16 protein-coding genes and 1 pseudogene are annotated in these 14,951 nt (G+C 39.1%); 8 read left to right on the top strand and 9 right to left on the bottom strand.

Annotation, left to right across the window (positions count from 1 at the left end):
* Positions 1-63 precede the first annotated feature (63 nt).
* Both INT03_RS14875 and INT03_RS14880 read left to right on the top strand, forming a co-directional pair.
* Complete coding sequence (locus INT03_RS14875; protein ID WP_101204408.1) at positions 64-414, top strand: IS630 transposase-related protein; 351 nt, start codon at positions 64-66, stop codon at positions 412-414.
* On the top strand, positions 365-907 hold the full coding sequence (locus tag INT03_RS14880; RefSeq protein WP_264298308.1) for an IS630 family transposase: 543 nt from the start codon (positions 365-367) through the stop codon (positions 905-907). The genes INT03_RS14875 and INT03_RS14880 overlap by 50 nt, the downstream gene beginning before the upstream one ends.
* A 5-nt stretch (positions 908-912) precedes the next feature.
* On the opposite strand, the gene INT03_RS01685 is transcribed toward INT03_RS14880, so the two are convergent.
* Positions 913-2,685 carry a potassium/proton antiporter gene (locus INT03_RS01685; RefSeq protein WP_193007320.1) on the bottom strand — a complete coding sequence of 591 codons (1,773 nt, stop codon included), beginning with the start codon at positions 2,683-2,685 and terminating at the stop codon, positions 913-915.
* 172 nt (positions 2,686-2,857) lie between these two features.
* Between INT03_RS01685 and INT03_RS01690 the strand changes: the two genes are divergently transcribed.
* Positions 2,858-3,217, top strand: a complete 360-nt coding sequence (locus tag INT03_RS01690; RefSeq protein ID WP_144297953.1) for a hypothetical protein — start codon at positions 2,858-2,860, stop codon at positions 3,215-3,217.
* A gap of 746 nt (positions 3,218-3,963) precedes the next feature.
* On the opposite strand, the gene INT03_RS01695 is transcribed toward INT03_RS01690, so the two are convergent.
* Positions 3,964-4,422 (bottom strand): DIP1984 family protein, encoded by a 459-nt coding sequence (locus INT03_RS01695; protein ID WP_025651570.1) that lies wholly within the window; start codon positions 4,420-4,422, stop codon positions 3,964-3,966.
* Between the two features lie 27 nt (positions 4,423-4,449).
* On the opposite strand from INT03_RS01695, the pseudogene INT03_RS15110 reads away from it, so the two are divergent.
* Both INT03_RS15110 and INT03_RS01705 read left to right on the top strand, forming a co-directional pair.
* Positions 4,450-4,633: pseudogene (locus INT03_RS15110) on the top strand (DDE-type integrase/transposase/recombinase); the annotation flags it as partial.
* Positions 4,634-5,550: 917 nt separating this feature from the next.
* Entirely contained in the window at positions 5,551-7,134 is a 1,584-nt protein-coding gene (locus INT03_RS01705) for a Fic family protein (protein ID WP_193007321.1), read from the top strand.
* A 210-nt stretch (positions 7,135-7,344) separates the two neighbouring features.
* Here the strand turns inward: INT03_RS01705 and INT03_RS01710 are convergent, their stop codons facing one another.
* The 3 genes from INT03_RS01710 to INT03_RS01715 form a co-directional block, all read right to left on the bottom strand.
* Positions 7,345-7,764 (bottom strand): hypothetical protein, encoded by a 420-nt coding sequence (locus tag INT03_RS01710; protein ID WP_226951663.1) that lies wholly within the window; start codon positions 7,762-7,764, stop codon positions 7,345-7,347.
* A 15-nt stretch (positions 7,765-7,779) separates the two neighbouring features.
* Complete coding sequence (locus INT03_RS14985) at positions 7,780-7,914, bottom strand: hypothetical protein (RefSeq protein ID WP_264298306.1); 135 nt, start codon at positions 7,912-7,914, stop codon at positions 7,780-7,782.
* A gap of 93 nt (positions 7,915-8,007) precedes the next feature.
* Entirely contained in the window at positions 8,008-8,451 is a 444-nt protein-coding gene (locus tag INT03_RS01715; protein ID WP_173240474.1) for a hypothetical protein, read from the bottom strand.
* Positions 8,452-8,709: 258 nt separating this feature from the next.
* Here INT03_RS01715 and INT03_RS01720 point away from each other — a divergent pair, with 258 nt between their 5' ends.
* Complete coding sequence (locus INT03_RS01720) at positions 8,710-8,955, top strand: transposase (protein WP_227677380.1); 246 nt, start codon at positions 8,710-8,712, stop codon at positions 8,953-8,955.
* A 154-nt stretch (positions 8,956-9,109) separates the two neighbouring features.
* Here the strand turns inward: INT03_RS01720 and INT03_RS01725 are convergent, their stop codons facing one another.
* Entirely contained in the window at positions 9,110-10,000 is an 891-nt protein-coding gene (locus INT03_RS01725; protein WP_025650898.1) for a LysR substrate-binding domain-containing protein, read from the bottom strand.
* Between the two features lie 147 nt (positions 10,001-10,147).
* Between INT03_RS01725 and INT03_RS01730 the strand changes: the two genes are divergently transcribed.
* Entirely contained in the window at positions 10,148-11,011 is an 864-nt protein-coding gene (locus INT03_RS01730; RefSeq protein ID WP_193007322.1) for a DMT family transporter, read from the top strand.
* Between the two features lie 253 nt (positions 11,012-11,264).
* Here INT03_RS01730 and INT03_RS01735 read toward each other — a convergent pair whose 3' ends face one another.
* Positions 11,265-11,855, bottom strand: a complete 591-nt coding sequence (locus INT03_RS01735) for a recombinase family protein (RefSeq protein ID WP_193007323.1) — start codon at positions 11,853-11,855, stop codon at positions 11,265-11,267.
* A gap of 300 nt (positions 11,856-12,155) precedes the next feature.
* Here INT03_RS01735 and INT03_RS01740 point away from each other — a divergent pair, with 300 nt between their 5' ends.
* Positions 12,156-13,007, top strand: coding sequence for a thymidylate synthase (locus INT03_RS01740; RefSeq protein ID WP_193007324.1), 852 nt, complete (start codon positions 12,156-12,158; stop codon positions 13,005-13,007).
* Positions 13,008-13,177: 170 nt separating this feature from the next.
* On the opposite strand, the gene INT03_RS01745 is transcribed toward INT03_RS01740, so the two are convergent.
* Both INT03_RS01745 and INT03_RS14885 read right to left on the bottom strand, forming a co-directional pair.
* Positions 13,178-13,690 carry a hypothetical protein gene (locus INT03_RS01745; protein ID WP_193007325.1) on the bottom strand — a complete coding sequence of 171 codons (513 nt, stop codon included), beginning with the start codon at positions 13,688-13,690 and terminating at the stop codon, positions 13,178-13,180.
* Positions 13,687-14,951 (bottom strand): site-specific integrase (locus INT03_RS14885; RefSeq protein WP_226951664.1); only part of this gene is annotated, 1,265 nt, incomplete at its 5' end. The genes INT03_RS01745 and INT03_RS14885, both read right to left, overlap by 4 nt.

The following is a 14,951-nucleotide window of genomic DNA, read 5'->3' on the forward strand; positions in this document are numbered from 1 at the left end:
TATAGTCTAATCCAAATAAAACCGATACAACCCTATTAACAATTGCATTTAATGAAATAAACGATGACTTATTCAATAGACTATCGCAAACAGGTACTTTCTAGCATCACTGATGGTATGACCATACGAGAAGCTGCGCTATTTTATGGACTTAGCACCAGCACCATTCACAGCTGGCAGAAGAAATTAGCGCCTAAAACAACCAGAAATAAAGCACCGACTAAAATACCTGATGACGCATTGATTGAAGACGTAAAAAGATACCCAGATGATTATAACTATGAAAGAGCTCGTCGCTTGAACTGTAGTAAAACGGGCATCTTTAATGCTTTAAAGCGTCTTGGTATCAGTCAAAAAAAAGACCTTGGAACATCCAAAAGCGTGTCCGATAAAAAGAGCGATATTCCAGAGTAGGCTTGATCGCTTTACGCAGCAAGGCTATCCCATTGTCTATATGGATGAAAGCGGCTTTGAGGCTGAAACCATTCGTTCTCATGGCTATGCACCGATTGGTAAACCCTGTATCGATAGCTACAACTGGCAAGCTTCGAGACGTACGAATGTCATCGGAGCTCTCTATGAAAAAATGCTATTTTCGCTTGATTACTTTGAACACAATATTAACAGCAGCATATTCTACCACTGGTGCAAATACACGCTAATCCCAAGTCTTAAAACTAAATGCGTGATTGTCATGGATAATGCTCGATTTCATAAGAGTAAGCGTATTCAAAAGCTACTTAATAGACATGGTCATCGTATTTTATGGCTGCCGCCGTACAGCCCTGATCTAAACCCTATCGAGAAAAAATGGGCACAGGCTAAGTTTCTACGCCAAGGATGGATGGAGAATAATCTACCTAAACTGTTTCATGATATGGGCTGTATCGATTTTATAAAGACTTAACTATACTATGCCACTGCTGGCTTTTCTAGTTGTTTTAGTCCAATCGTTCTCAGTCTTCCTTGGCCGTCAACTTCTTTAATGACTAATAACCACTCCTTATTAATCACAACCGTATCGCCTGCTACGGGTGCCATCTTTAAGCTATCCTTAATATATTCAGCAACCGTTTGTTCCCACATATTTTTCGTGTTCAGGGTATCTTCTAGAGATTCGAATTTCATCCTATCGGTAAAGAAAGGCACATCTTTAAGTTTGACACTCGGCGATAGCATCCAATCGCCATAAAAATCATCGATGGCTCTACGGTCTAACGTAGTGTCATTAAAGACAGTCGCAATCTGATCGGCATAATCGCCACTCATGGCATACCATACGCTATCGCCAAATTTGAGCTTAGTCTTTTCATTAATTGCCAAGATTTGCTGACCACGCACCAAGGCAAAAACATGGATTCCTTCAGAGCTGATACGCGTAGATATATCCCTCGGATGACGACCAATTGCAAACGCGCCTAACTTTACTTCAAATTCATACAACGTAATACTTGCTCTATCTGACACCCACACTTCATGCTCTTCTTTTGGGCCCTTATTGTTAGGAATACGCACCTTAAACAGATTGGCCATAAAAGGAATGGTCGTCCCTTGTAACACCAACGATAAGACCACCACCCCAAAAGCGATATCAAACAGCATAAAGGCATTGTCCATCCCTGCAATCACTGGCAACATGGCAAGGGTAATGGGCACCGCACCACGTAAGCCGACCCAAGAGATAAAGCCGATCTCTCTATTTTTAAATTTAAACGGTAAAACACTGGTATAGACTGCAATAGGACGAGCCACTAAAATCATAAAGGCAGCAATGGCCACTGAATAAGGCCAAACTTCAAGAACGTTCGATGGCGTGACCAATAGGCCCAATACCACAAATAACACCGCTTGCGACAACCACGCAAAGCTGTCCATCACGCGCATGACATGCTCAGTTGAGCGTACCTTATGGTTGCCAATCATAATACCAGCGATAAAGACCGCGAGAAACCCACTACCGCCCAGTAAGTTAGTGGCAGAAAACACTGCTAAACCCGCCGACATTATTAAAATGGCATACATACCTTCTGCCAAATGTATCTTGGGTAATAATCGAGATAGGAAATAGCCAAAGAACAAGCCCATTCCTAAACCAAAACTAAGCTGTTGTAATAGTAGGCCTAAGAAGCCTAGCGCTGTCTGTCCGGCAGGATCAACATTTAAAGCAATCAATCCAGTGACTAACAGAATCGCTAAAGGGTCGTTGGCGCCCGACTCTAATTCAAGCGTGGCTTGGACACGATCATTTAATTTAACACCGCCATTACGCAACAGTGAAAATACCGCTGCCGCATCGGTTGAACCCACGATTGCTGCCAGTAATAAGCCAAAGCGCCAATCGACATCCAGCAGCCATGTGACGAATACACCCAGTATCATGACTGTCGCAAGTACGCCCCAAGTAGCCAGTGTGATGGCTGGTTTTAAGCCAACTCGGAATGATTTAACAGAGGTGCGCAACCCGCCATCTAACAAAATACAGGCTAAGGCTGCTTGTCCGACAAAATTGGCTATCGCATATTGAGAAAATTCAATACCCAAGATACCTTCTTCACCAGCAAGCATCCCGACGACTAAAAACAATAGCAAAAGTGGAACACCCAAACGCGCCGATAACGTACTTGCCATGATACTGGCGAAAATTAATACTGCTCCTACGAGATACACGATATTTAAGGTATCCATGTTTCATTAAGCCCTATTTTATAATACTAAGCTGAACTAACCAGAACGGGAGTAACATTTACCCATTGCTTTCAACGGTTAATTATTGTTTTAACATGCTCCTTAAGAATAACTGAGCTATGCTTGTATGTTAGTAAATATCTTATTCTATTATTGCTAAACGAGTCATATTATGAAAAAAGAGACACTGACAGGACTATCTATTATTACATTTGCAGCATTTTATATTTGGATTCAAAATGGCAGTAACCCATTTGATAAAAAAAGAAATACTGAACTCGAACAAGCTCAAAAAACATCAAAGATTGCATTGCTAACGAAGTGCCAGAAAGCAGTACAGCCCATGCTTAAAGGCTTTAAGTCTATGGACATTAAACGAAAAAACACAGACTACAGACGATTAAATAATGGTAACTTTGAAGTCATAACACATTACTACGCTGAAGATAGTTTGGATGCGGCTCCGCTCATTATCGTCGACTGCTTATTCGATAAAGATGGCAGTTTATTAGAAACAGCGCAGGTTAAATAACTTCCAGTATAGCTATGGAGCTGTAGTAGATAAGACTTTAAATAACACACCTTTTTCTCAAACTTTTAAGCTGCTCATGCTGCTGGCCATTTGCTCAGCCAGTTTTTTAATGTCAGATTGAGTAGTCATTGCTTATTCTCCTGCTATTGGATTATAAGCAGTTACACAGTTTTTAGGAAAAGCTTCTCAATCTGGCATTAAGTTACTGATTCATTTCGGGTATACCCGAGTGGAAACAGCTATATCACCCTTTAAGCCCATTGATAGACCGTTTAAAATAGACTAATGCAGTAAAACCACTTCAAGCGTACTATTATTACGCCTATAATCTATTGTAAGTATGCCTATGATAAACCGATTTCACTGGTTCGGTACCCTAGTGAGGACTTGAATGGAGTCGTGGATTAGAGAGGTTTAACACGGGGTGTTGAGTTTGGTAAATGCGTAGTACTCGTAGATGACGCTCTTGATAATCGGCGTATCAAGAGGCATTAAACGTAAAGTTGAAACCGACTGTCAGTATCTGGTAGTAAGGTCTAAGTAGTACCTTGTGAGCTGTGACGTGTTCGGGGCATAAGTAGTAAAAAAAGCGTCTACCCGCAACGCATGACAAACACTACAGTATGTTTTCAACCCCCTGTTGTGTAGGTAAGGGGTCTGACACTCGCCCAATCGGTTCCAATAGGTGGTTCTATTCATTTATGACTATAAGAATAGAAAATTATAAATTTAGTAGTCTACAAATCTTATTCAACAAGGTTAATTTGCCAGTTATTGGCTTGAATGACAATATTAATTTTGCGTAGTTTCATCGCTAGGTCATCGGCTTGCTTTTGTAACCCAGCTACTGAGACCATAATATTCCATTTAATTTCACGATGACTATAACGATCTGCCTCAGTGTCGGTCGCTTCAATTGCTTCAATTAATAGTTTGTGGCGCATCTCCAACGCCTCGCGTTCAACCAATAGCGTCAGCATTGATTGATCTTTATCCGTCTTAGCAACTGCATTGGTACGGTGAATACGTTCAATCAAAGTAGATAGCTCAGTAATGACTTGACTAGCCTCAATCATTAGATGACTTGGATCTTCATTTGGCGTATCGCCTTCTTGAACTTTAGCATTACTACGAATACGTCCTTTAATTTGAGCAAGTTTTTTTTGCATATCGCTACGAATAAGTAGGGCTTCTGCGAGTTTCATTTTTAGCTCCTTTTAACACCTTATTAGTATACTGCGTTTATTATAGATGTGTTTGTCCGTAGTATTGTTGGCTGGAAGGTGTCTAATCGTATGAACATCGATATGATGATGGCAGCGTTAAATCAAGCCATTGCAGACAGAAACAACCCAAAAGACGTTATTCATCGTAGTGATAGAGGCGTTCAGTATTTATCTATTCGTTATACTGATCAGATGGCTGATTCTGGCGTTATTACCTTTGTTGGAACGCGGGTAATTCATATGATAATGCATAGTACGATTGGTTATGTATCACCTTTTGAGTTTGAAAAGCAATATTATGATAGTCTTAATGAGTCAGGCAAAGTTGCCTGACTCAAATAAAACGCTCTCCGATATAGTCGGGGCGGTTCAGATAGCCAACTGGTTTAATATTATTCCGGTATATATGGGGTTAAAAAACGCACTAAGGCAGTGATTATTAAGAGTATTAGAAGAAGGTGTTGATATTTTATAAATCGTTCTGGGATAAATAAACACAGCACAGATACTATAAAAATTCCTATAATTTCAATCAAATTAGATAGACTTTGAGAGCCAAATCCTAGCCCAGTTAATACGACCCACAAAAATGATGGTAAGAATACTAGGCTAAATTTTTTCAATGGTTTATTCATAGGTTAGGCTTATCGAGACCTTCCTAAATTTTGTGTAAGTATTTAATCTAAACGTCAGTTACACAGAATCTGGGATGGTCTCAATTATGGATGATAAAAAATTTCTCTTACAATCATTATGGATAATCGGTCTAATTCTGTTATTAGCAATCCTTCTTTCGATTAGGTTTGCCAAAATGTTGTAATGCTTATAATTGCTGTATTTTTTTGATAAGTATTGATGTGGGGGATTACCGCATTATTTACAGAAATGGGTACTCTATTACTACGTAGCTATGTTAAGAACGGTGTATTTACCTCATTCAATTTGAACTCATTATATCCACTCAATACGCCTTTTGATCTTTATTTACAGGTATCACAACGTCATATAAAAATCGATTTAATGCAGTAAGGCTTGATAATAACCATTATCTTGCATTCATAATCGCTTTTCTGCAAAATGGCTTATCTATAATCGCTTGAGCCACTCATGATAAACACCCCTACCTCAGACCCTATTGGCGCAGCATGGCTTATCCGTCATGCAAGCATCGAGCTGGTTGTCCCTTTATATGTCAGCAGTAGTATCGGTGGGCGCAGGCAAACCTATAAAGAGGGTGATGTTATCCATAACGCTTATCAGGAAACTGCGCGGCCACTGGACACAATTATTGCGCACTTACAGTTTCACATGCGTCATGAAGTACTGAGTTTAGAGTTACTGACTCGTTTGTTTGAGCAGATAGGGGCTAATGACGTACAAGCATGGGTAAACGCTGAGCCCACAGGCAGCTATGCCCGTAGAATGGCTTTCTTGTATGAATGGCTCATGGGTCAGCAGTTAGCAGTACCGAGTAATTTAGGCGGTAACTATGTGGACGCTTTAGATGCTAAGAAGCAGGTTACTTCAAGCCCTGCGCATGTCATAAAGAATGCTCGTTGGCGTATCAATGACAATCTTGCAGGAACCCGTCATTTCTGTCCTCAACTGGTGAAAACAGAGGCATTTACGAAAGCCGCTGCACTCGATATTGCCACAATGGTTGACAAGCTGAACGATGAATTTGGGCAAGACTTACTGATGCGTGCCTCCGTATGGATGACATTACGAGAGAGTAAAGCCAGTTTTACTATAGAAGGTGAAGGGAAAGAGTTAAAACGTATTGAACGTTTCGCCGATGTAATGGCAAGGCGTACCGGCAAGGGCGATATCCCGCTTGATCCTGAATCACTAGCAGAGCTGCAACAAGAGATACTCGGCAGCAAAACGGTTATCCAGCAGTATGGTGTCCGTCAATCACCAGTTTTTGTGTCGCATACTCAGGTCAATGGCTTTAAAGAGATTGTGCACTATATCGCGCCACCTGCTGATGACATTGCTGAAAAGCTCAAAGGGTTACTGGCATTTATGGAAAAGACCGAGGGACAATCGGCACTGATACGTAGTGCGGTTGCTTCCTTTGCTTTTGTGTATATTCATCCGCTGGCTGATGGCAATGGCCGAGTACATCGCTTCTTAATTAACGATGTACTCAGACGCGACCAGGTCATTCATGAGCCGATTATCCTACCTATATCGCAAGCCATCGCTGAGCATCCCTCAGACCGTCATGCGTATGATAAAATTTTAGACCGTGTATCCGTGCCACTTATGGAGCAAATCCGTGATCATTACAGCTTTGATAAACAGGCGGTTACTTACCCTGATGGTATTCGCTCAAACTTAAATTTTGAAAACACTCACCTCATTCAACCTGCATGGCGCTTTATGGATCTAACGCCTCACGTTCAGTACTTATCAGGACTCATTGCTCACGTTATTGAAAAAGAGATGCATAACGAGTCACAGTACCTAAGAAAGCATGACTATGCACGATTGGCGATAAAAGAGATTGTTGAGATGCCCAACAGCTATGCCGATAGAATCATTCGCAGTATGCTACAAAATAAAGGCACTAAGAGTAATAAGCTACTTAAGGACTATCCTTTTTTAGCAAATGAGGCAGTTTGGGATGACATTTTCTCTGTCGTTGTAGAGACCTTTAAAGATGAAGCAAATGGTTTGAATAGTTAGAACAAATCCTGCTATACGCAGGAAAATCTGCCTTGATAATCAAGCTCAAGCTAGTATTAGTATCATCGTTGCGATAATGATTCGTTTATAAAAGATTCGGCTAAAATACTGCAACCTGAAACGTAATCAATATTTTTCTTACTTAAACAGAGTATATTAGAGGAACTCTAATAACAGACCATTTTTATTTGACAAGGTTATTACAGATCCTCAAAATAATTTTGAGTATTTGAGTATTTGAGTATTTGAGTATTTGAGTATTTGAGTATTTGAGTATCGACCCATTTTTATAGCTACAACAGCTATCAGTTGACGAAAACACTTAGCCGTAGCTTGCATTTCAGTATAGCTATGTCCAGATTTTAGGAGGTTAGCGATAATCTTACGTTTCTCGGAATCTTTCATACGTCCTGAATACTTATCTTCTGTATTAGCACGAGCAATACCTTGCATCTGACGGTTACGCCGATCTTCATAGTCCTTTCTAATAGCAGCGAGCATATCAAGTAACATTGAATTGATGGCTTGCAACACGCTACTCATAAATTCAGTGCTATTCTCAGATTGAAGCGCCATATGTGAGGTCGGCAGCTCTTTTGATACGACTGCCAACTTTTTCTCTGATAGCATTCTTTTGAGAGTAACCTAATCAGCTTGTTTCAAACGTGCTAAGCGGTCAAACTGCTCAACCAAAATCACATCGCCTTCGTGGGTTTGAAAAATGAGATAGTGTATCGCCAAGATAGGTGTAGTTTGATTTTTACTGTCAGGCTGCGTCACTAAAATCCGCGAAGTTTGTTACTACGGATTTGATAGTAGAGATCAGATGGATTGACCATCAGTTCGTCATACACAAAGAGTTGTGCCACAAGTCTACAACCCTCCATTATTATTTTCAGAGTGAAGACTTACCTGAGAGCTACCTTCTTGATGCTCATCTTTATTCTCTTTAAGGTTGGTCCGGCTCTCGTTATTTTGTTTTGTTCTAATACCATTCAATTCAAGGGTCGCTGCAAAAGCATGCTTATCAGGCATACTAATATGGTTTTCATTTTCTAATGGCCTATCTCTTTCAGATAAATGAGCAACTGATAACAGTTGATCGTTTTTTTGCTGGTCTTTAGTATTGAAAGTATCTACTAGAAGATATAAAGAGACTGGAATTAAAAAAATTGCTATTATTATTCTTTTGGTGAGCGCCTTGTTAGGACGAGACTTCCATTTATACAGTGGTGCCAATAACATGAGTACGCAAATAATGGCTAGTAAAAAATTAAAGAAGGAGTCTGCGATGGAATTAAATACATTAGCAATCATAATCTAATCCTTATGCATTACTTAACTTTTTTATTTGTATTGTTTCTAGGTTTAGTCTAAAAGTCAGTTCTAAAGTGGGCTGATAGATAACATATAGTTAAGTCTTTATAAAATCGATACAGCCCTGATCTAAACCCTATCGAGAAAAAATGGGCACAGGCTAAGTTTCTACGCCAAGGATGGATGGAGAATAATCTACCTAAACTGTTTCATGATATGGGCTGTATCGATTTTATAAAGACTTAACTATATAACGTTATTCCAAAGCTTGATCACAAATGTGTCATCGTCATGGACAATGCCAGATTTCATAAGAACAAACGTATCAAAAAGCTATTAAACCGACACGGTCACCGTATACTCTGGCTACCGCCTTATAGTCCTGATCTAAATCCTATTGAACACAAATGGGCTGAGGTAAAAAAGCTCAGGCAGGGCTGGGGTGAGAATGATCTAAATCATTTATTCAGCAATGTCTGCTGTTACAACTTTAAGTTGGATTGACTATATCTTATTTAAGATCAGATAAAATAAATGACTATTTATTGAGGATATGAGTCTTTATGAATTGTTGATCGGGATTTTCTAAATCATCATTTTAAACCCCTATAACAAATCATAATTTGATCTTTTGATAACAAATAAGGTAAAGATTTTTTTAATTACATTGGGATTTCAGCCATTCGCTTAATTTAATAATATCATCCTGATTATTCTTTAATTCCTTGCAAACGAAGTAAAATTGGTCCCCTGTTAGAAATTCGTGCATTGGAATTCTAACGATATTTTGTTTATAAGCGTCATCCTGCATCATATAATTATTGGTAAGAGTAATGCCCAGATTGTACCTTGCGGCTTCTATCGCTAGTAGTACATGACTAAAATGATTTATCTTTATATCGCTTGGCAATTCAAATCCGCCTGCCTTACACCACCGCAGCCAATCCTCTGCTGTATTCACGCTTGTATCTGCATATCTCACAGACAATATTGGATGCCGCCACAATGCGTCAGGAAGGGGTTTATCTCTTATTTTCTCCCAAAGCTTTTGACCACACACAGGATATAAAGTTTCAGTAAATAAAAACTTACTGATGAAAGCATGTGGAGGAGGATCGACGGTGATATAACAATCGGCCCTTTGCTCATTATAATCAGAGGGATGATTAACCATATCTAAAGTGAGTTCTATTTCTGGATACTGTCTATAGAAGTCTTCTAGTCGAGGAATCAACCAATTCACTGCGACTGAACTGTACAGAGCTAAGCGTATATGCCCAGGTTTTCCATGTTTAATAATCTGACTACTATCTGAAAGTAGACCCAATGCGCCACTCACATCTGTGAAATAACGCTCACCAACCTCTGTCAACGAAAAGGTCCGGCCTTGCCTGTAAAACATTGCTTCCCCAAGATACTCTTCAAGGATGCGTATTTGGTGACTCACGGCACTTTGTGTCACATTGAGGCTTTCTGCTGCTTTTGAAAAGCTGTTAAGCCGTGCAACGGACTCGAAGCACTGTATTGCACGCAGCGGTGGTAAATCCATTATTACCTCAGGTAATACTAAATATGTTTTATATCATTATACATCATACCGTTACTTGAATATACTGCCTGACAGATCGTTAAATCAGCATGAACCCATTGGGGTTTTAACAGTTTCTGAATTCTGAATAGGGCGGGGAGGCTAAGAATGCCAAAGATGAGTGTTGCATTTGCCATGACGCTATTGGTACTAGGAAATATCATTGCGGTCTTCTCAGACGCCTTGATAAAGGCCTTGCCCTCTGAGACGGCGGTATATCAATTTATCCTGTTTCGTCAATGCACAGCGGTTTTAATGCTGTTGCCATTTTGCTTAATTAATAAAAAGAACAAGTTATTCAGTAATATAAAATGGCACTTTGTTCGTAGTCACGTGTGGTTATTGGGTGTGATATTCATGGTACTGTCTCTTCAAGCACTGCCTCTTGCGACTGCGAATGCTATTTTTTATGCCGCCCCTTTATTTGTATTACCACTGGGTTTTTTATTTTATAAAGACAGATTAAATTTTCCGACTATCGCAGCCTCTATATTAGGTTTTGCTGGTATCCTCGTTATTGTACAACCGAAACAGATCAATTTAGGGGCGGTGTTTGCCCTTATAGTGGCGGTAACCATGGCGCTAAACAATCTGTTAGTTCGTAAACTTCCACAACATCATACTGTCTATCAAACGCTACTTTTGACCAATTTATTAGGAATCCCATTCGCGCTTGGTTTGGCTATTTGGGAAGGACAGCCATTTGATTGGCGCTCATTGATTACGGCCGCCAGTTCAAATGTATTTATTTTGATTTATGCGGGTATATGCGTACAGGTGTACCGACACATTGAAGCGTACAAAGTCTCTAGTGCGGAATACTCAGGTTTACTAGGAGCGGTGGTGGTCGGAATCATATGGTTTAACGAAGTACCAAATATGACTTTGTTAATAGGTTCTGCGCTGATTATCCTACCTTTGATATGGCTTGCTACTCTTGAATCTATGAGGTTTAGACAAAAAACTGGGTAGGATAATAGCTTTTAAAACCTAATCAAGCTGATGTGCCATAAATAATAAGAAATAATAAAAGTTATGAATAAGACTAAAATGTTATTTAACGTTTACATCGGTTCATGCTTGACGAAACTGTAGATTACTTGTTAAACACTATAATAAGTCGGTTGCATGATTAAAAACTTCCAAGTTGGTTCTTATGTATCTAATAGTATCGTGTCTATAAAAAAGACAAACTGTTATTTAAAATACCTCAACTATTCAGCTGTTAGCCCTGCTTTAACACCCGATAAACCGTAGCCACCCCAACACCAACCGCCTTAGCAATCTCCTCTTTCGTCATATTGTTTTGACTGGCCAACTCTCTAATACGATTATGTTTCACTGTATTGGCTTTCTTACCTGTGGGCTTATAACCACTATTCGCTAACCCCTGCTTAATACGCTCTCTACGCTTATCGTTATCAAGCTTTGCCATCGTTGCTAACAAGTCGATCAGCATATGGTTAATCACTGCTAGGATCTCACCTGTCATGCCCTTACTTACCGTATGTGTGGTTGGTAGATCGGCCACCACCAATCGCAAGCCCTTGTCTTTGATGCGCTGCTTTAGAATCGCAAAATCATCTTGAGATAGCCTGCTTAATCTATCCACACTTTCGACCAGCAGAATATCGCCTTCCTCAGCGTCATTGAGTAACAGAGTGAGTACTGGTCTATCAAGCTTCGTACCACTGAAATGCTCAACGTACTCAACATGGTTATCATCATAGCTTTGGCTAAAGCTAATCAAGTCAGACAAGGCTCTCTTAGCGTCTTGATCCTTAGTGCTGGCTCTCACATAAATACGAACAGTCATAACGCCACCCCTATCAATTAGACTTAATAACCAATGTTCATTGATAATAATAAGATATTACTATCATTTAAAATTAATAACAAGCCTAATGATAGATATATTATCGTTTAGAGGTTTTATTTTTTAGGTATAGTCTATTGATAGGTTATTGAGCCAGTGAGTCTTTACTAACAGGTTTGTACATTCAAGCCTTTAAACTTTATAATGTTCAATGAAATCACGAGGTAAAATGTATTGTGATCACAGGCCAATAAGAAATTACCTCATGAGAAAAGTATATAGTCCAATTAAGGTTATTGAATGAAACAATATCTAGATTTATGTCAACGTATAGTTGATGAAGGCGTATGGGTCGAAAACGAACGGACTGGAAAGCGTTGCTTAACTGTTATTAATGCTGATTTAGAATACAACGTAGGCGCTAATGAGTTTCCTTTAGTGACTACTCGAAAAAGCTATTGGAAAACGGCTATCGCAGAGTTATTGGGGTATCTACGTGGTTATGATAGCGCAGCTCAGTTTCGAGCTATTGGATGCAATACATGGAGTGCCAATGCCAATGAAAATGAAGCTTGGTTAGCTAATCCTTATCGTAAAGGTGAGGATGATATGGGCCGAGTATATGGTGTACAGGGACGCAGGTGGCGTAATTCAGTAGGAGAGGAGTTTGACCAGCTTCGTAAGATTTATGATAACTTGCGGAATGGTATTGATGATCGAGGTGAAATCCTAACTTTCTATAATCCAGGTGAGTTTCATATGGGATGTTTGCGTCCTTGTATGCATACCCATACATTTTCATTGTTAGGAGAAAAGCTTTATTTAACTTCATCCCAGCGTTCCTGTGATGTGCCATTAGGTCAAAATTTCAATCAAGTCCAGGTTTTTGCTTTGTTAGCTTTAATGGCTCAAATTACGGGGCATGAGGCTGGAAAAGCTTATCATAAGATTGTAAACGCACATATTTATGAAGACCAATTAGAGTTAATGCGCGATGTGCAATTAAAACGCGAACCGTATCCAGCACCTAAGCTTCACATCAACCCTGAAATTAAGTCGCTCGAAGATATTGAAACATGGGTAACATTGGACGATTTTGAAATTGAGGGATACCAGTATCATAAATCTATTGCGTATCCATTCTCAGTTTGATGTAAATATAAGGTGAAAGTTGAGAAAAATGATAGATTTTTTGTTAGGTATAAAGCATTAATATATGTGACTTGTTTTATGCGGTATATGCTTATTAGCTAAGCTCTCGTTAGCTTTTAAGTAAAGGGAATAAGTTTATACTTTTTATAGCACAGGTGGTTTTCGACAGACTAGTGCATAAGCTGTTTCGATCTAGCATCTTCTAAAGCTAACATTTTTCTCAATTTCTCAATTTCTTGTCTAGCTTCTGATAAGGATCTCTTATCTGTGTCAGATAGTGTTTTATAATAATCTCGTGATTCTCTCATGTTTTGCAACCGTTTATCTGAATGTTGAGCGACCCTTTTTATATCTTGATATTCATTAAACCAGTAGATAACCTCATTTTGTGCTCGACTGAGCTTTGCTTCAATCGCATTTTTTACATCGGTAGTATTCGCTCGTATTTTTTCTTTACGCGATTTCTCTTCAGCTTTTCGAGTATCTTTGATCTGATTTAGCTTTTGGACAGGCCAAACTCGGTTTGAGATAGTATTTCGATGAATACCAGTCATCTTCGAAAGTTGCGCTGTAGTGGGTTTTAATTTTTTGTCATTTTCAATATCTATCAAGGCATTATTTAGAATAGAAGTAACTGCTTCAAAGCTGCTACTATTTTTCTGGCCATAATCTCTATTACTCATAATTCGACCTCTTCACCAAGATTTTCCAAGACCATTTTGGCTTCGTTCATTGCTGCTAGAATTTGCTCACGATTGTGCGAATATTCTGGTTTATTGAGGTTGGATTTATTTAAGGTATAAACCTCACGCCATTTAGGGGCATGTTTAATAGTTACAACGGCTTGTTTGCATCGAGCTGGGTTACAACGTAGGGAACCAATACATGGTAGGCTTGAGTCATATTCTTCTGCTCTACCACCATAGCAAAGCCCCTGTCCCATATGGACAATGGCAACACCTTGATCTACCATTGCCTCATACACTTCCTCTTCCGTATAGCCTTCAGCCATATATCCACTAAACGTCTTGATCAGACCTTTTTTATGCTCATTCGCTTTCCCACCATAATATGTACCATTTGGATTATGGGCTGTTTTAATAGCATCTAATTCAGCTGCTCGGCGCAATGATTTCGTATCACCTTTTCGGTTCCCGTCTTTTGACAGCATCTCACCTATATCACCGTAGCCTAACGTAACTGACGAGGTGGCGCCAGCAGATGTGTACTTAGAGATACTCTCTACAAAATGTTTCAATTGAAACGATATAAGAGGCAACCCAACCTCAGCCTTAAACAATTGATATGTTAATGTGTGTCTTAGCATATACGGGTTAAATTTTAATTCATTCTCAATACTTTTACCTAGTAGTTGGCCTATAAAACTATTCATTTGATGTGTAATGCCGTTACTAGCCATTGCCTTAGGGGAACTACCTGGTTTAACAGTATCTACATTAGAAACTAAGTAAGGTGAAACTTTAATTTTTGAAATATATGATGCTGCTAATATTGCATCTTTAACAATCGGTATAGCTACCCATCTGTCGTCAAACAAGCCTGTACTAATTTCATCTTTATGTTTCTTGACGGTACTTTCAATAAGCCAAACGCCATCATCTTGAACTAAGCACGAACAATCTTGAACTCTTATTTCTGATAGTTCAGATGGTCTCATACCTGTATACTGACCTACTAAATATGTGCATGCATACGATACGAGGTTAAAGTATTCTCTAAGATCATCTAACTTGTAACCACGTTTTTTCAATTCTTTACGTAAAGTCAGTCCACCCATAACCTTAGAATCTTTATTGAGCATCCAATCATAAGGTTCGACTATATTTGTAACGAAACTCGGAGAATAACCTTTGGTTCCTAATCTAATAGCAATATAGGCATTTAAAATTTCGTGGGTTACTCTTTCTTTATTTGCCCACGATG

The organism is Psychrobacter sp. PG1, from assembly GCF_014897815.1.
Lineage (GTDB): Bacteria > Pseudomonadota > Gammaproteobacteria > Pseudomonadales > Moraxellaceae > Psychrobacter.